At 69.8% G+C, this 16,526-nt stretch carries 18 protein-coding genes; 5 read left to right on the top strand and 13 right to left on the bottom strand.

Translation table 11 applies throughout. The annotated features are described in order from the left end of the window. Positions 1-60: 60 nt before the first annotated feature. From FXO23_RS30325 to rsmD, 10 genes are all read right to left on the bottom strand, one after another. The gene (locus FXO23_RS30325) at positions 61-1,290 is read right to left on the bottom strand and encodes a DUF1700 domain-containing protein (protein WP_158888902.1); all 1,230 of its coding nucleotides are present in this window, start codon (positions 1,288-1,290) and stop codon (positions 61-63) included. Continuing rightward, positions 1,287-1,610, bottom strand: coding sequence for a PadR family transcriptional regulator (locus FXO23_RS30320; RefSeq protein ID WP_158888901.1), 324 nt, complete (start codon positions 1,608-1,610; stop codon positions 1,287-1,289). The genes FXO23_RS30325 and FXO23_RS30320 overlap by 4 nt, the downstream gene beginning before the upstream one ends. A 131-nt stretch (positions 1,611-1,741) precedes the next feature. Continuing rightward, positions 1,742-2,605: a bifunctional DNA-formamidopyrimidine glycosylase/DNA-(apurinic or apyrimidinic site) lyase gene (gene mutM / locus FXO23_RS30315; protein ID WP_158888900.1), complete on the bottom strand. Its 864-nt coding sequence runs from the start codon at positions 2,603-2,605 to the stop codon at positions 1,742-1,744. 118 nt (positions 2,606-2,723) lie between these two features. Then, entirely contained in the window at positions 2,724-3,494 is a 771-nt protein-coding gene (gene rnc / locus FXO23_RS30310; RefSeq protein ID WP_158888899.1) for a ribonuclease III, read from the bottom strand. A gap of 14 nt (positions 3,495-3,508) precedes the next feature. After that, the gene (rpmF, locus tag FXO23_RS30305; RefSeq protein WP_158888898.1) at positions 3,509-3,691 is read right to left on the bottom strand and encodes a 50S ribosomal protein L32; all 183 of its coding nucleotides are present in this window, start codon (positions 3,689-3,691) and stop codon (positions 3,509-3,511) included. Positions 3,692-3,765: 74 nt separating this feature from the next. Then, a complete protein-coding gene (locus FXO23_RS30300) occupies positions 3,766-4,371 on the bottom strand; it encodes a YceD family protein (protein ID WP_158888897.1) in 606 nt (201 codons plus the stop codon). 94 nt (positions 4,372-4,465) lie between these two features. Next, entirely contained in the window at positions 4,466-5,188 is a 723-nt protein-coding gene (locus FXO23_RS30295; protein WP_158888896.1) for a DivIVA domain-containing protein, read from the bottom strand. A 129-nt stretch (positions 5,189-5,317) separates the two neighbouring features. Beyond that, the gene (locus FXO23_RS30290) at positions 5,318-6,019 is read right to left on the bottom strand and encodes a ribonuclease domain-containing protein (RefSeq protein ID WP_158888895.1); all 702 of its coding nucleotides are present in this window, start codon (positions 6,017-6,019) and stop codon (positions 5,318-5,320) included. A 149-nt stretch (positions 6,020-6,168) separates the two neighbouring features. Then, positions 6,169-6,651 carry a pantetheine-phosphate adenylyltransferase gene (gene coaD, locus FXO23_RS30285; RefSeq protein ID WP_158888894.1) on the bottom strand — a complete coding sequence of 161 codons (483 nt, stop codon included), beginning with the start codon at positions 6,649-6,651 and terminating at the stop codon, positions 6,169-6,171. Between the two features lie 50 nt (positions 6,652-6,701). Further along, complete coding sequence (gene rsmD / locus FXO23_RS30280) at positions 6,702-7,259, bottom strand: 16S rRNA (guanine(966)-N(2))-methyltransferase RsmD (RefSeq protein ID WP_179956923.1); 558 nt, start codon at positions 7,257-7,259, stop codon at positions 6,702-6,704. 214 nt (positions 7,260-7,473) lie between these two features. Here rsmD and FXO23_RS30275 point away from each other — a divergent pair, with 214 nt between their 5' ends. Together FXO23_RS30275 and FXO23_RS30270 are read left to right on the top strand one after the other, a co-directional pair. Further along, positions 7,474-9,609: a HelD family protein gene (locus FXO23_RS30275; RefSeq protein WP_158888893.1), complete on the top strand. Its 2,136-nt coding sequence runs from the start codon at positions 7,474-7,476 to the stop codon at positions 9,607-9,609. 15 nt (positions 9,610-9,624) lie between these two features. Then, positions 9,625-10,623, top strand: a complete 999-nt coding sequence (locus FXO23_RS30270) for an LLM class flavin-dependent oxidoreductase (RefSeq protein ID WP_158888892.1) — start codon at positions 9,625-9,627, stop codon at positions 10,621-10,623. Between the two features lie 107 nt (positions 10,624-10,730). On the opposite strand, the gene FXO23_RS30265 is transcribed toward FXO23_RS30270, so the two are convergent. Continuing rightward, positions 10,731-11,774 (bottom strand): RCC1 domain-containing protein, encoded by a 1,044-nt coding sequence (locus tag FXO23_RS30265; RefSeq protein WP_158888891.1) that lies wholly within the window; start codon positions 11,772-11,774, stop codon positions 10,731-10,733. 443 nt (positions 11,775-12,217) lie between these two features. On the opposite strand from FXO23_RS30265, the gene FXO23_RS30260 reads away from it, so the two are divergent. The 3 genes from FXO23_RS30260 to FXO23_RS30250 all read left to right on the top strand — a co-directional run bounded on the left by FXO23_RS30260 (position 12,218) and on the right by FXO23_RS30250 (position 14,960). Continuing rightward, positions 12,218-12,847 carry a DUF6801 domain-containing protein gene (locus FXO23_RS30260; protein WP_158888890.1) on the top strand — a complete coding sequence of 210 codons (630 nt, stop codon included), beginning with the start codon at positions 12,218-12,220 and terminating at the stop codon, positions 12,845-12,847. Positions 12,848-12,924: 77 nt separating this feature from the next. Then, complete coding sequence (locus FXO23_RS30255; protein WP_158888889.1) at positions 12,925-14,292, top strand: DUF6801 domain-containing protein; 1,368 nt, start codon at positions 12,925-12,927, stop codon at positions 14,290-14,292. After that, positions 14,289-14,960 carry a DUF6801 domain-containing protein gene (locus FXO23_RS30250; protein WP_158888888.1) on the top strand — a complete coding sequence of 224 codons (672 nt, stop codon included), beginning with the start codon at positions 14,289-14,291 and terminating at the stop codon, positions 14,958-14,960. The genes FXO23_RS30255 and FXO23_RS30250 overlap by 4 nt, the downstream gene beginning before the upstream one ends. Before the next feature lie 127 nt (positions 14,961-15,087). Here FXO23_RS30250 and FXO23_RS30245 read toward each other — a convergent pair whose 3' ends face one another. Further along, complete coding sequence (locus tag FXO23_RS30245) at positions 15,088-15,720, bottom strand: hypothetical protein (RefSeq protein WP_246258028.1); 633 nt, start codon at positions 15,718-15,720, stop codon at positions 15,088-15,090. Between the two features lie 34 nt (positions 15,721-15,754). Next, complete coding sequence (locus tag FXO23_RS30240; RefSeq protein ID WP_158888887.1) at positions 15,755-16,390, bottom strand: hypothetical protein; 636 nt, start codon at positions 16,388-16,390, stop codon at positions 15,755-15,757. Positions 16,391-16,526: the final 136 nt, after the last annotated feature.

The raw sequence follows: 16,526 nt of genomic DNA, 5'->3' as shown, positions 1-16,526 counted from the left end.
CCAGGAAAAGCAGGGGGCGGGCCCCCGATCGCCCGCCCCCTGCCTCTCGGGTGGCGCTCCTCAGCCCGTCGGCTTCGGGGCGCTGGTCGGCGGTGCGGGCGGGGTGCTCGCCGGGGGCGTGGAAGTGACCGGCGGCGTCGAGGTGACCGGAGGCTTCGGGATGGCCGCGGCGAAGGGCACCCCCTGGATCTCCCGGCACAGCGGCCGGTATCCGTTGTACCCGTTGTAGCGGCCCTGGTCGTCGTAGGTGCCCTGCTCGATCTTCGGCCGCGGGAACCGGTTGTCCTGACCGAGTTTCGTCTTCCCGCCGGTGCCGGGCTCGCAGGCGTACCGGGTGACGTTGAGCGGCCGCCCGGTTTCGTCGTAGAGGTACACATCGGTGAGCGGATTGCCCTGCGCGTCGAACGCGTAGACGTTCTCCAGGGTGTCGGTGCCGTAGGAGAGCGCCGGTGTGCCGTCGGCGGTCTGGTTCAGGTACTGGTAGGAGCCGGAATAACCGCCGTAGTAGTGGCCGGTGTCGACGAGGTAGCCGACCAGGCCGAACACGCTGCCCGCGGCCAGCGCCGAAACCGGCAGGCCGAACCAGAGCCACCGCCGGTCGCTCTTGAACTTCGGGCCCGCCCACACGGCCAGCGCCGCGAGCGCCACCAGACCGAGCAGCGCGATGGCGCCGGCCGAGTTGCGCCGGGTGAGCAGCGCGCCGACGACCACCAGGATTCCGGCGCAGACCAGCCACCACGCGGGCTGCAGGGAGCGCGCGTAGGCGATCGTCTTGGCCGAGATTCCCTGGCGCCCCTTGGTGAACTGCGTGTCGAGCCACCGAACCTCGGGCAGCTTGCCCACCGGGGCGAGGCCGCGTTTCACGACGTACAGCGCACTCGCCAGGAGCACCGGAGCCACCAGCAGGAAGCCGATCAGGCCGTCGTCACGCAGCCGGATGGTGATCGCGAAGCCGATGAAACCGGTGGCGACCACACCGCCCACCAGGGCCCAGAACGCGAGTCTCGCCAGCCAGTGCCGCTCGCGCGGCGGTTTGACCGCCGCCGTCGCGGCCGAAGGCGCCGGGTAGTCACCGGCGGCGCGCAGTTCGGCGGCGTAGCTCTCCGGTGAGCCGAGCCGTTCGATGAGCGCCTCGACGCGGGCGCCGTCCCCGAGCTCCTCGCCGATCTCGACCAGGTGTGGCCGAACGTCCTCCAGGATCTCCTCCACCTCGGCGGAGGGCAGATCGGCCAGGGCGGTCCGGACCCGGGCCAGGTAGTCGCGCACCGCGGCCGGAGTCTGCGTGGTCATACTGCTTCTCCCAACAGGCTGTCCATCGTCGTCGCGAAGGTGTGCCAGGTCTTCACCGACTCTTCGAGACGCTGACGGCCGGGCTCGTTGATGCTGTAGTACTTGCGATGCGGTCCTTCTTCGCTCGGCACGACGTACGAGGTCAGCAATCCGGCCTTGTACAGCCGCCGCAGCGTGCCGTACACGGAGGCGTCGCCGACCTCCTCCAGCCCCGCGAGCCGCAGCCTGCGCAGCACGTCGTAGCCGTACCCGTCCTCGTTCCGGAGCACCGCCAGCACCGCGAGATCGAGCACACCCTTGAGTAGCTGACTGATCTCCACTGGTTCCTCCAGTCTTACGCCAAGGACACTAGCACGCATTGCGCAGTAGTGCGGACAACACACACCGGGTCGTGGACGTTCAGGCCGGTTGGAACCGGCCTGGCCACTCACGACCCCGGCGACTCGGCGGCCTAGGTACGGCGGCGGGGTCGGGGTTGGCAGCGGGGGCAGGAGTAGGACGAGCGGTTCATGAACGGTTCCCGGCGGACCGGGGTGCCGCAGCGCCCGCACGGGCGGTCCGCCTGGCCGTACACGTTGAGCGAGCGTTCGAAGTACCCGGACTGGCCGTTCACGTTGACGTACAAGGCGTCGAACGAAGTCCCGCCCGCCCGCAGCGCCTCGGCCATCACCTCGGTCGCGGCGGCGAGCAGGGTCGTGCCCTGCGCGTTGGTGAGGCGTTCGGTCGGCCGCGCCCAGTGCAGGCGGGCGCGCCAGAGCGCCTCGTCGGCGTAGATGTTGCCGACCCCGGAGACCAGGGTCTGATCCAGCAGCGCGCGTTTGACCTCGGTGCGCCGGGACCGCAGCGCGCGCACCGCGCGGGCCGGATCGAACGCCGGATCCATCGGGTCCCGCGCGATGTGGGCGATCGTGCTCGGCAGCCAGGTGCGGTCGACCTCGACCAGATCGGCCAGGGCGAGCCCGCCGAACGTGCGCTGGTCGACGAACCGCAGCTCCGGGCCGCCGTCGTCGAACCGCACCCGCACCCGCAGGTGCTTCTCGTCCGGCGCGCCCTCGGGCTGGACCAGCATCTGCCCGCTCATGCCGAGATGCGCGAGCACCGCCTCGGCATCGGAAAGTTCCAGCCACAGGTACTTCCCCCGGCGGCGGGCCGCGGTGACCCGCTCTCCCGCGAGCCGTCCGGTGAAGTCCTCGGCGCCCTCCGCATGCCGCCGGATCGCGCGCTCGTGCAGGACCTCGACCTTCGCGATGGTCCGCCCGGCCACATGGGCCTCCAAACCGGCGCGGACCACCTCGACCTCGGGAAGTTCAGGCATACCGGCGATTCTGCCGTACGCCTACGACATTCCCGGGCCTGCGTCCGATGGCGCATGAGAACGAACGCATTGAGCCGCACCCGCGCGGGAATGCGGGTGCGGCTCAAGGGAAAGCGATTCAGGACTGGGTCTCGTCCTCGCCCGGATCGTCCTCTTCGGCGGCGTTGGTGTTCAGCTCGTCGGTCAGCGCGCGCCAGGCGGTCTCGGCCGCCTTCTGCTCGGCTTCCTTCTTGGTCGAACCGGTGCCGTGCCCGAGTTCGCGCCCGGCGACCAGCACCGTGGCGCTGAACTCCTTGCGGTGGTCCGGCCCGGTGTCCTCGACCTTGTACTCGGGCACGCCGAGCCCGTTGGAGGCGGTGAGCTCCTGCAGGCTCGTCTTCCAGTCCAGCCCGGCGCCCCGCAGCGGCGCCTCGGCCAGCAGCCCGTCGAACAGCCGGTGCACCAGCGCGCGACCGGCGTCGATCCCGTGCTGCAGGAACACCGCGCCGATCACGGCTTCCAGGCCGTCGGCCAGGATGCTGGCCTTGTCCCGGCCGCCGGTGAGCTCCTCGCCCTTGCCGAGCAGCAGGTGCGCACCGAGGCCACCTTCGCCAAGGCCACGGGCCACCCCGGCGAGCGCGTGCATGTTCACCACGCTGGCGCGAAGCTTGGCGAGCTGGCCCTCCGGCAACTCGGGATGCGTGCGGTACAGGTGATCGGTGACCACGAGCCCGAGGACCGCGTCACCGAGGAATTCGAGCCGCTCGTTCGGCGGCAGTCCCCCGTTCTCGTACGCGTACGAGCGGTGGGTCAGCGCGAGCATGAGCAACTCGGCGTCCAACTCGACGCCGAGCGCTTCGAGCAACGGCGCGGGGTCGGCCGCCGGTCCCGGCGTCGACTTGCCCCCCATATCGGTCAGCTACCTCAGGCGGGCTCGACGACCTGACGACCGTCGTACTGACCGCAGGTCGGGCAGGCGACGTGCTGGGGCTTCGGCTGCTTGCAGGCGCGGTTCGAACACGGCACCAGCTGCACCGGGGTCGCCTTCCACTGCGCACGGCGGGAGCGCGTGTTGGCTCGCGACATCTTCCGCTTGGGGACGGCCACGACTAGATCTCCTCATCACGGTCTGCTCGCCGGGCGGCGAGCATGGCTTTCGTACTGGGTCGAGCTGGCGCTCGTCAGGGTTGCTCGGTGCTCTCCTGGGAGCCATTCGCCGGATTCTCGTCGAAACGCTCGACCAGCGCGGCCCACCGAGGGTCTATCGTCTCATGCCCGTGTCCGGGCTCGAGATCGACCCACTTCACGCCGCACTCCGTGCACAGGCCCGGGCAGTCTTCCGTGCACAACGGTACCTGGGGAAGCGCGAGCACGACGGCGTCCCGGACGACCGGCTCCAGATCGATCCGGTCGTCGACCAGGCGGCTCACCTCGTCTTCGTCCGTGGTGGCCTCGGTGGTCGAGTCGGGGTAGGCGAAGAGCTCGGTGAGCTCGACCTCCACCTCGCCGCTGATCGGGTCGAGGCAGCGGGAACACTGGCCGGTGGTCGGCGCGACGGCCGTCCCGCTGACCAGGACCCCTTCGACGACCGACTCCAGCATCAGGTCGACCTCGACCTCCGCGCCCTGGGGCACGGTGATCACATCGGGTACGCCGAGCGGGTTCTCTACGGTGAGCCGCCGCTGGACGGCACGGCTCAGCCCAGCCCGGCGACCCAGCTCGCGGGTGTCGAGCACCCACGGGTTGCGCGCGTCGAGCTGTGCGGGTGTGGACTTATCGTCAGACATCGCATTCACACGGTAGTGGTGGCGGACGTTGCGCTTACTCCGCGCAACCTCACCAGGGTACGCGAGCCCCTCGGGGCCCCCGCAATTCGGGAACTCAGGCTTGGAAGTCGTACAGCGTCGGACGCCCGCTGCTGAGGTTGGCGGGACCGCGCAGGTGGTTGCGGCCCGAATCGACCGTGCGGAGGGTGGTCGCGAGCAGTTCGGAGAACTCCGCGAGCTTCCCGTCCACGTACGCGTCGCATTCGCCGCGCTGCCGGTCGGCCTCGGCGTGCGCCTCGTCCACGATCCGCGCGGATTCCGCGTGCGCGGCCTGCACGACCTCGGTCTGGGCGACCAGCCTGGCCTGCTCGTTGCGGCCGTCGTCGACGGCGCGCTCGTAGGCGTCCCGGCCGGCCTGGATCATCCGCTCGGATTCTGCGCGGGAACGTTCGGTGAGGTTCTGGTACTCGGCCTCCCCCGCGGCGATCATCCGCTCGGCCTCGGCGTGCGCGTCGCCCATGATCTGCTCGGCGCGCGCCCGGGCCTCGGCGACCAGCCGTTCGGCCTCGGCCCGCGCGTCGGCCACCGTGCGTTCGGCCTCCGCGTTGGCGCCGCTGACCGTCTCGTCCGCCTCGGTGCGGGCCTTGTTGATCAGGTCGTCCCGCTTGTCCAGCACGTCCTGGGCGTCGTCGACCTCCCCGGGCAGCGCGTCCCGGACGTCGTCGAGCAGCTCGAGCACGTCGCCACGCGGCACCACGCAGCTGGAGGTCATCGGAACCCCCCGTGCCTCTTCCACGATCGTGACGAGTTCGTCGAGAGCCTCGAACACCCGGTACACGGCAACTCCCTAGTGGCCCGCTATCCCCGTTCTGCACTGACCAGTTTGCCTGGTCACCGCCGCAAACCGGCGAACGAGCGCGACGCCGGGCGTGTCCGCCTCACGGACTCGCCCGGCGTCGGAGAACGCTCAGGAATCCAGTTCGACGAACTGGAAAGTCGAGTAGTGGTCGGGCGTGTAGAAGATCTCGCCGCCCTTGCCGGAGATGACCCGATCCTCGGCGCCGACGGGGAACAACTGGTAGTAGCCCGAATCGCAGGCGGGCAGGACGCCTTCGCGGTTCTCGTAGACCGTGCCGGACGCGCCGCCCCGGGCCTTGTCGACGGCCGCCTTCGCCTCGGCCGAAAGCGTGGAGAGCTTGACCGTGTCCAGGCCCGCCGGGTCCCCGCACTCCGGCGACGGGGTGCCGCCGTCGACCGGGATGACCGAGAACGTCTTGTAGTGGTCGGCGGTGTAGAAGAACTCGCCGCCGCTGCCGGTGACGATCCGCCGGGCGCCGCGGTCCGGGCTGCCCGGGGTGATCACGGTGTACTCGTGGTAGTAACCCGAAGCGCAGGACGGCAGGATGCCCTCGCGGTTGGAGAAGACCGTGCCGTCCTTCTCCGGGAACGGGAACGGGCCGCCCTTCTTGATCAGGTTGTAGGTGTCGGTGGCTTCCTTCGGCAGGGTGTCCAGCGGCGTCTTCTTGAAGCCGGAGGTGTCCCCGCACTCGGCGGCCGCGGTGATCGGCGCGGCGGCCTCGTGCGCCACGGCGGGCGCGGCGGCTCCGCCGAGGAACGCGACCAGGAGAGCGAGCAGGACGGACGCTATTCGTGGCTTGTAGTTGGTCATTTTCGGACCGTAACCCGATCAAGTGATCATTCAATAGCTATCGGGTTAATTCACGCGCTGACCAGCCGAGAATGGTCCGATCGGACCAGCTCGTTCGTATGGACACAGCGGCGCGAAGCGCCTCGATGAGCGGGCGGGGCTGGGCTGACCTAACTACGCTCGGCGAGCTTTTCCTTGAGCCGCTCGAACACGACCTCGGGCACCAGGTGGTGCACGTCCCCGCCGTAGGTCGCGACCTCCTTCACCAGCGAACTGGACAGGAAGCCGTAGACCGGGTTGTTGGACATCAACAGCGTTTCGACTCCGGACAGCTCGCGGTTCATCTGGGCCATCTGCAGTTCGTAGTCGAAATCGCTGACCGAGCGCAGCCCCTTGGCGATCGCCGCGATGTCGTTCTGGCGGCAGTAGTCCACCAGCAGGCCGTGCCAGGAGTCGACCCGCGTGTTCGGCAGGTGCGCGGTGCACTCGCGGAGCATCTCCAGCCGTTCCTCGACGGAGAACAGCCCCTTCTTGTTCTTGTTGATCCCGACGGCGACCACGACCTCGTCGAACAGCTTGGAGGCCCGTTCGATGATGTCGAGGTGCCCGTTGGTCACTGGGTCATAGGAACCGGGACAGACCGCACGCCGCATGGCGCGGACGCTATCAACTACCACCGGTTCCCGCGCGAGATGTGACCGCGCTAACTGACCGAGAACTCGGCCCAGTGCAGGGCGGTGTCGCCGTACCGCTTGGTGCGCAGCGGCGCGTAGCCCGGCGGCCAGTCCGGCTCGCCGTCCCGCAGCGCCCGCTCGACGACCACCAGGCCGCCGTCGGCGATCCAGCCGCCGGACGTCAGCCCGGTGAGCATCCGCCCGAGCGCCGCCGCGTCGACCGCGTAGGGCGGATCGGCGAGCACGACGTCGAACGGTTCGGCGGCGGGTTCGCCGACCACGGTCTCCACCGAGCCGGGCCGCACCGCGCCGCCGAGGCCGAGCGCGTTCAGGTTCGCGCGCAGCACCTCGACGGCCCGGCGATCGGCTTCCACGAACAGCGCGTCGGCGGCGCCGCGGGAGAGCGCTTCCAGGCCGAGCGCGCCGGAACCCGCGTAGAGATCCAGCACCCGCGCGCCGTCGAGTTCACCGGCCACCTCGAGCGCGTTGAACAACGCTTCGCGCACCCGTTCCGAGGTCGGCCTGGTGCCCTTCGGCGGCACCTTCAGCCGCCGCCCGCCCGCGCGCCCCGCCACGATCCTGGTCACCGGGCCATCCTCCCCCATGTCATGAGGGGTCCCCTTCTAACACCGGATGTCAGGAGGGGACCCCTCATGACAATTCCTGTCCGGAGGGGTCCCCTCCTGACAGGTAACTGGCGCTGAACGTTGCGTGACCTGGCGCTCGAACCCGCTGATCGCCTTGGCTCGACGTGTAGAGTCGTTCTTCCCCTTCCCGGCGAGTGAGCTGTAGGAGCGCTGCGTGTCGGAACCTCGGGTCAGACGGGCCGAGATCGCCATCGAACAGACCCACGTCGATCGCGTGTACACCCGCCTCGCGGAACTCCGGAGCCAGGCCGAAGCCATGCGCGCCAAGGGATACGAGATCGGGCACGGGGCGCAGAAGGAGGCCGTGTTCGAGCAGGCGTCCATGCTCTTCGAGCGGGACATGATGGTCTTCCACGCCAACCAGACCCTGCAGACCCTGGACGCCGAGTACGAGGGCCTGGTCTTCGGTCGCCTGGATCACACCAGCGACGAGACGATCTACGTGGGCCGCCTCGGCATCCGCGACGCCGAGTTCGACAACCTGGTCACCGACTGGCGCGCCCCGGCGGCCGCCGCCTTCTACCAGGCGACCGCCGAGGAACCGATGGACGTCGTCCGGCGGCGGGTGATCCGGTGCTCCGGCCAGAACGTGCTCGACGTGGACGACGACGTGCTGATCCCGGACGCCGTCCCGGAGTCCATGCAGGTGGTCGGCGAGGGCGCGCTGATGGCCGCGCTCGGCCGGTCCCGCGGCGAGAAGATGCGCGACATCGTGGCCACGATCCAGCGCGAGCAGGACGAGGTCATCCGGGCGCCGTGGCGCGGGGTCACCGAGATCACCGGCGGGCCGGGCACCGGCAAGACCGCGGTCGCCCTGCACCGCGCGGCCTACCTGCTCTACCGCCACCGCCGGCAGCTCGGCGGCGCCGGGGTGCTGGTGGTCGGGCCGTCCGGGGTGTTCACCAGCTACATCGAACGCGTGCTGCCGTCGATGGGTGAGACGAACGTCGAGCTGCGCGCGCTCGGGCAGGTGCTGGACGGGATCGAGGCGACCCGGCAGGACCCGGCGCCGCTGGCCGCGATCAAGGGTTCGCTGCGGATGCGCAAGGTGCTGCTGCGGGCGCTGCGCGACACCCCGCCGGACGCGCCGGAGGAGATGCGCATCGTCTACCGGGGCGAGGTGCTCAAGCTGGGCGCCAAGGAGCTGGACAAGGTCCGCCGCAAGGTGCACACGCACGGCGGCCCGCCGAACCGTTCGCGGGTCCGCGCGGCGGAAACGCTGCTCGAGGCGCTCGCCGACAAGGCCGAGGAGTACGCCCGCGCGGACGACCGGACCATCGACCGCGCGGAGCTGATCACCGATCTCGGCGAGCGGATCGACTTCCACCGGTTCCTGGTGGTCTGGTGGCCGGTCCTGTACCCGGGCGAGGTGCTCCGCTGGCTCGGGGACGAGCGCCGGCTGGCGCGGTCGGCCAAGCAACTGCTGAACCAGGAAGAGATCGCGCTGTTCGCGGCGTCCATGCGGGACCGTTCGCGGGGCTGGTCGGTGGCCGATGTCGCGCTGCTGGACGAGCTGCGCGTGCTGGCCGGGCCGCCGCCGAAGCGCCGCCGCCGTGCCCAGGACGTGCTCGAGGCCGAGCACCCGCCGCGCACGGCGACCGGGCCGCAGCGGCCCGAGCACTACGACGAGTACTCGCACATCGTGGTGGACGAATCGCAGGACCTCTCGCCGATGCAGTGGCGGATGGTCGGGCGGCGGGGCAAGTACGCGAGCTGGACCGTGGTCGGCGACCCGGTGCAGAGCTCGTGGCCGGATCCGGCGGAGGCGGCGCAGGCGCGGGATCACGCGTTCGGCCCGCGCACGGCCCGGCGCCGGTTCACCCTGCGCACCAACTACCGGAACTCGGCGGAGATCTTCGATCTGGCGGCCGAGGTCGTCGCCGGGCACGCGGAGCCGGACGAGCTGCCGCGGGCGGTCCGCAAGACCGGGATCAGCCCGGTGGTGCGGACGATCGATCGCGGGGGCCTCGAGGGCGAGGTGCAGGCCGCGGCCAAGGAACTGCTCGACGCGGTCGAGGGCACGGTCGGCGTGATCACCGCGATGGACCGGGTCGAGGAGGTCGGGCAGTGGCTGTCCGGGCAGGCCGACGAACGGCTCAAGGTGGTCGGCAGCCTGGACTCCAAGGGGCTCGAGTACGACGCCGTGGTGCTGGTCGAGCCGACCGAGCTGATCACCGAGTCGACCACCGGGCGGCGTGTGCTCTATGTCGCACTGACCCGCGCGACCCAGCAGCTGACCGTGCTTTCCGCTGATTCGGACTGGCTGCCGGGAAGCATCGAGGGCGGTTAGGCGTTACCACTTCGCGTGACGTCCCTGCCTGAGATCCCGCTGTCCGTGCTCGACCTCGCGCCCATCGCGAGCGGATCGGACGCTTCGGCCGCGCTGCGCGACACCATCGAACTGGCCCGGCACACCGAACGCCTCGGCTACCACCGCTACTGGGTCGCCGAGCACCACAACATGCCGGGGATCGCCAGTTCGGCGACCGCGGTGCTGATCGGACACGTGGCCACGGCCACCGAGAAGATCCGGGTCGGTTCGGGCGGGGTGATGCTGCCCAACCATTCGCCGCTGATCGTCGCCGAGCAGTTCGGCATGCTGGAGGCGTTCCACCCGGGACGGATCGACCTCGGCATCGGCCGGGCGCCCGGCACCGACCAGCGGACCGCGCTCGCGCTGCGCGGTTCGGCGGCCGCGCTTTCCGCGGACGCGTTCCCGCAGCAGCTTTCCGAGCTGATGGCCTACTTCGAACCGGACGAGGGCCGCGCGGTGCACGCGGTTCCCGCGGAGGGCAACAAACCGCCGTTCTGGCTGCTCGGCTCGAGCGGGTTCAGCGCGCAGCTGGCCGGGGCGCTCGGCTTGCCGTTCGCCTTCGCGCACCACTTCAGCGCGCAGAACACACTGCCCGCCGCGCGGCTCTACCGCGAATCGTTCCGGCCCTCGGAGACGCTGTCCGAGCCGTACCTGATGCTGGGCGCCGCGGTGGTCTGCGCGGAAACCGACGAACGCGCGCGGTGGCTCGCGGCGCCGAGCGCGCTGACCTTCCTCAGCCTGCGGCGCGGGCGCCCGATCCCGCTGCCCAGCCCGGAGGAGGCCGCCGAGTACTCCTACAGCGATCTGGACCGGATGTTCGTCGAGGAGCGGATGGGCAGCCAGTTCATCGGCTCGCCGGAAACCGTCCGAAAAGGACTGGAGAACCTGCTGGACGAGACCGGCGCGCACGAGCTCATGATCACCACGATGGTGCACGGCGCCGAGGACCGCCGCCGCTCCTACGAACTGGTCGCCGAACTCGCGCGCTAGCCGGACTGCCTACGTCCACGGGTCGTGAGTGGTTAGACCGGTTAGAACCGGCCTGTCCACTCACGACCCCGGTGCTCGGTTTCCCTGGGCCCGCGCAGGCATCCGGCTCATTTGAGCATCACGCTGCCCAGGTAACCGGCGGCGATCGCGGTCACCCCGGAGTTCGCGTCGGACGGGGTGTTGGTGAGCGCCCGCGCCATGCCCCAGCCGACGACCTTGCCGCCGGGGAGCAGTGCGAGGCTGTGCACCGTGCCCGCCGCGATGGCGGTGGCGCCGGTGACGGTGGCCGGCACGGTGGCCTGGCCGTCCTCGTTGTTGCCCCACGCGATGACCGTGCCGTCGGCTTTCAGGGCCAGGCTGTGCCCCCATCCCGCGGCCACCGCGGCGACCCCGGACCGCGCGGCGGGCGGCACGTCGCTCTGGCCGTACTTGTTGCCGCCCCAGGCGATCACGCCGCCGCCCTTCAGGGCGAGGTTGTGGTCGCCACCGGCCGAGATCGCGGTGACCCCGGACCGGGCCTCGGGCGGCACGTCACTGCGCAGGCCCCAGCTGAGCACGCTGCCGTCGCTCTTGAGCGCGAGGTTGTGGTAGCCCCGGGCGGAGATCGCGGTGACCCCGGAGCGGGCTTCGGGCGGCACGGTCGTCTCGCCGAACAGCGAGCTGCCCCAGGCGATGACCCCGCCGTTCTTCAGGGCCAGCAGATGCGCGTACCCGGAAGCGATCGCGGTCGCCCCGAGCGCGGCGGGCGGAATGGCCTGCTGCTGGTAGAAGTTGTTGCCCCAGACGACCAGGCTGCCGTCCTTCTTCAGCGCGATGGTCTGGTTCGATCCGGTCGTCACGGCGACCACGCCCGATTTGATGCCCAACCGCTCGAGATCCTTGTCCAGCACCACCCGCTGGTTCCAGAACGGGGCGCCGGACATGAGGACGCGGCCCGGCCCCTCCGCCGCCGCGGGGGTGGCGGCGGGCGCATCGGCCTGCGCGGTCGCCGGGGTGCCGGGTGGTGCGGGCACGGCCGGACTCGCCCCGGCCACCCCGGCCAGGAACGCCAGCGCGGCGATCGCCGCGCACGCGACCGTGCGCAGCGCGGCGCGAGATCCACGCGGGGCACCGGATGCGCTCACCCGCACCGCCTCCGTTTCCGTTCGCATTCTTCTAGCCTGTTCGGAACCGGCCGTTAGCCCATTCGGCGGCGCATGCTCCCCATCCCGAACGGCATCGAAACTCTACGCCGAAGTCATGGGTACGCGAAAACAATCATCCCCCATCCGGCACGGTTTTGTAGCTTGGTTACAAACGCCCCGAACGGATTTCGGCAGTGGTGACAATGCTTCCTGCCAATGGCGGCCCGCTCGCGGCTTTTTCGATCTAGCCCCTTGTCGGCCAGTTGACGCGGACGTAACGTACTAGCCGGTAACCGAGTGCACACCGTATTCTCCGCAATTTCGGAGAATACGGTGTGCGATGACTTCGGTGCTACCAGGGATCGATCTCCGGGGCAGTTCTCGTGTTCACTGGCGAGCCGTTGGCGGCTCAGAAGATCCCCGTCTGGGGCGGGCTGACTGAACGTTTGAGCGTATGGAGTGATTCGAAGATGAGTCGAAGACTGGGTAAGTTCGCGGCGGGCGTCGCGACCGTCGGGCTGGTGGCCGGGGTGGCCAGTGCCCTCGGCACGGGCACCGCGTTCGCGGCCGATGTCGTCTACGAGACCGGCGACCTCGCCTACACCTGCAACTACCCGTTGATCGGCGAGGGCGGCCTCACCGTGCACGCCAAGGCGATCGGGCCGGACTCGGTGGCCAGCGGCAGCACCGCCACCATCCGCGGCCTCGAGGTCACCGCGACGGTTCCGGCGGACGTGGCCGAACTGCTGTACAACCTGGCCGGAGTCGACGGCGTTCGAGGGGTCGCCGACGCGGACGTCATCGCCACCGGCGGCACCCTGGACTCGAACACCGCGAAGGACATCCGCATCGACGAGCAGACCTACGGCGGATCGGGCGACTTCCCGGTCCAGGCCCACCAGGACAGCGGCACCTTCATCCCGACCGCGACCGCGGGACCGGCCCCCGGCCCGCTCACCATCAGCCTGGACAACCAGTTCACCGTGAAGGCGGACTTCCACTTCCTGAACGCCACCCCGGCCTGGCAGGCCCAGCCCCCGTTCACCTGCACCCTGAACCCGGGCCAGGACCCGAAGCTTGGCAGCGCCAGCATCACCTGATTTCTTTCCCCCGCGGGGCGCTCCGGTCACCGGTGGTGGCCGGAGCGCTCAGCCACGTCGTAGCTGAGGAAGCGCCCATGACTCGTCGCATGCCGCGGTCCCGATTCGTCCTCGCGGCCGCCGTGGTGGGGCTCGCCGCGGGGTTCAACAGCGGCCTGGCCGGGGCCGGTTCGGGCGCCCCCGGCTCCTCGCCCGGGCTCGAACCGGTCGCGGAGACGGTGTCGGTCGCGAAGCTGCTGGCCTACGACTGCGCGCTGGGCGAAGCCGTGGACAGGAATCGGGTCACCGCCGCGATCACCACGACCGCCCCGGCCTGGGTGCGCGCCGGGAAGTCCGTGCGGTTCGGGCAGTTCTCCGCCGAATTCACCTTCCCCGAACAACTCCGCCCGGCACTGGGAACTCCGGCCTCGGTCGAGGGCCGGGTCAAGCTCGGCCTGAGTACGCGGCAGGCGGAGGTGCCCTTCGAACTGCCACCGGCGAACGTTCCGCTGCCGGAAACGGGACCGCTGTCCCTGGTGAGCACCGGCGCGGTGCCCCCGGTCGACGCGGGCGAACCGGGTGAGCTGGCCATCTCCCTCGCCCCACCGGCGATCACCTTCGGTTTGAAACAGGCCGACGGCACCCCGTCGGCGCCTCCCGAGGCCGGACTCGCCTGCGCGCTCGCGGCGGACCAGGATCCGTTGCTCGCCAAGGTTTCCGTGGTGCGCCCCGGCGCGGAACCGGCACCGGCGCCCGAATCCGGCCAGCCCGGAACGGCCGAGGTGCCCGGCGTTCCCGGCACCCCGGGCAGCCCGTTGAACGCGCAGGCGCAGGCCGCGGCCGCCCGGAATGTCACCTTCTTCACCGGGCAGGCCGTCTCCGGCAAGTCCGCGGTGGTCAAGCTGCAGACCTCGATGCGCATCGGCCCCGGTTTGGCGCCCCATGTCTCGGCGGTGACACCTGGTGGCTCCGCGCCAGGGCAGCTCTACACCGATTCCGCGCTGCCGAAGTCCGCGTCTCCCTTCTACGCATTCGGTTTCATGCCCACCACGGGCAGCGCCGAGTTCCTGCCACCCGACGACCCGAACGGAAAGCTGACCAGCCTCACCGGCACTCTCAAACAGGGCGTCCTGGAGATCATGCACACCGAGGCGATCATCAAACTGAGCGACGTCCTGGTGAACGGCGTACCGCTGGACGTCGGGCCGAACTGCCGGACCGAAACGCCGGTGAAGGTGGCGATGGCCAGCGTCAAAGGCGGCACCTACACCGTCTTCAAGGGCGGAAACGTCGGCACCATTCCCGACTCGCCCAATCCCGAACTGCGTGGGTTCACCATTCCGCCGTTCACCGGCTGCGGGACCACTTCGGACCTCAGCCCCCTGGTCACCGGACTGGTTTCCGGGCCGGGCAACCAGATCGAACTCACCCTGACCCCCCTCACCCAGGAACGGCCCGCACAATGAAGCGAAAGAGTCGAAGACGCGCGGCGATCGCCGCGACCGCATGGCTGGCCGGCACCGCGACCGGGCTGCTTCAGTCCGGGATCGCGCATGCCGCCACCGACCAGCTGTACCAGACGAACGACCTCCAGTTCACCTGCAACTACCCGTTGATCGGCGAAGATTCCCTGGTCGGCCGGGTGCAATTCCGCGCCCCGCGGTCCGTGCCGACCGGCTGGAGCGGGCACCCCACGGAGATCGTCGCGACCGGCATCGTACCGGCGAACGTCGTCCAGCTCATGTACAACGTGGGCGGCATCGACGGAATCCGCGGTGCCACCGGCGGCGATGTGAACCTCACCAACGCGAGCCCCTCGTCGGCCGGGCTGGCGCTCCGGTTCGGCGAGTACTTCGTCACCGATCCGGATTCCGGCCCGCTCACCGTGATCGCCCGCCAGGAACCGGGCACCATCGTTCCGGACGTCACCGCCGGTCAGCCCGGAGCGATCACCATCCGGCTCGACGGCCAGTTCACCGTGGCCGCGGATTTCCACTTCGTCAACGCGACCCCGGCCTGGCAGCCCCAGGGTGAGTTCGCCTGCGTGCTGAACGCCGGGCAGGACGACAGGTTCTTCCCGGACATGGCGGTAACCCCGGCGACCCCGCTCGGAATCGCGAAGGCCCTCCGCTGAAAAGGACTCGCTCCCCCACCCGGGAACCGGGCGGGGGAGCAAGGGACCTTTGCTCCTGTTCTCCGGCAGCGAGGGACCTGTCGTGAGTGTTCGGGCCGGTTAGAACCGGCCCGAACACTCACGAGGGTCAGGGCTGGGTGGGTTTGCCGAGGGTGAGTTTGATGGTGTTGTCCGGTCCGGAGATGAGCGGGTTCAGGATCGGCGCGAAGATCGTGCAGTTCTTGAAGTCCGGAATGGTGAACGTACCGGCCACCGTGCCCCCGGCGAAAACGGTGAAACTGCCTTCCGATTTGAGGTCGAGGGCGATCGGCTGCTCGGTCCTGCATTCGTCGCCCACCGGGATCGGGAAGATGCCGCCGACCCAGATGTCGCTGAGCTGCATGTAGGCTTCCGCGTGCGAGGTCAGCACGCCCTGCTTGATCTCGCCGGTCGCCGGGCCGGTCGGGATCACGGTCACCTTGGCCTTCACCGGGATCAGCCCGGCCACGGTGAATTCGGCGTGCGCGGGCGGCAGGTTCAGGGTGCCCACGACGTCGCCGCCGCCGGTCTTGGTGGTGACCGTGGCCGCGAGCGTTCCCGGCCCCAGTTCCAGGGAACTTCCGGTCTTCTTCACCGTCGTCGTCCCGGAGACCGGATAGGTCACCTTGATGGTGGCGGCGGACGCGGGCGCGGCGGTCAGCAGGCTCGCGGTGACGGCGACGGCCGCGGTCACCGACGCGAGGGCGGACCGGCGGCCGAAGGTGCGGAATCTTCGTTTCACGGGACTTCTCCTTGTGGTTGGGCGGAAATCGCGGTTACGGCTGGGTCGGCTTGCCGAGCAGGAGCGAGATCGTGTTGCCCGGACCGGAAACCTGCGAGCTGAGCAGGGGCCCGAAGATCGTGCAGTTCGCGAAGTCCGGGATCGTGTACGTACCGGCGACGGTGCCGCCGTTGAACACGGTGAAGGCGCCCTCGGACTTCAGGTCCATGCCGACCGGGGTTTCCGTCCGGCACTCGTTGCCCACCGGCGTGTGGAAGATCCCGGCCACCCAGATGTCGCTGAGCTGGATGTAGACGTCGGAATGCGCGGTCACCACGCCCTGTTCGATCTTCCCGGTCACCGGGCCGGCGGGGATGATCGTGACGGTGGCCTTCGCCGGAATGATCCCGCCGACGGTGAACGTGGACCGGGTCGGCGGCAGGTCGAGCGTTCCGGTCAGGTCACCGCCGCCGGTCCGGGTGACCACGGTGGTCTTCATGCTGCCCGGCCCCAGCGGAAGCGTGCTGCCGTTGTTCTTGATCACCGTGGTGCCGGTGACCGGGTAGGTGACGTTGATCGTCGCCGCCGACGCGGGCGCGGCGCCGAGCACGCTCGCCGCCACCGCGGTGGCCACCCCGATGATTCCGAGTACCGCTCGCCTGACGGACTTCGCCCTGGATGCACGCAGCATGGGTAGCTCCTCGATTCGGCGGGAGAAAAGTGAGCCGGGACGTTACCCGCCGGTACGTTACGACGACATGACCGGTGCTGCAACGGTTTCCTTTACCGCGGCTAACCCGGATGCGCAGATTTGCTCACCACTCGAC

Source organism: Amycolatopsis anabasis (assembly GCF_009765355.1).
Lineage (GTDB): Bacteria > Actinomycetota > Actinomycetes > Mycobacteriales > Pseudonocardiaceae > Amycolatopsis > Amycolatopsis anabasis.
Note: the sequence above shows the minus strand (reverse complement) of the source record. Positions and strands in the feature narration are given on the sequence as shown.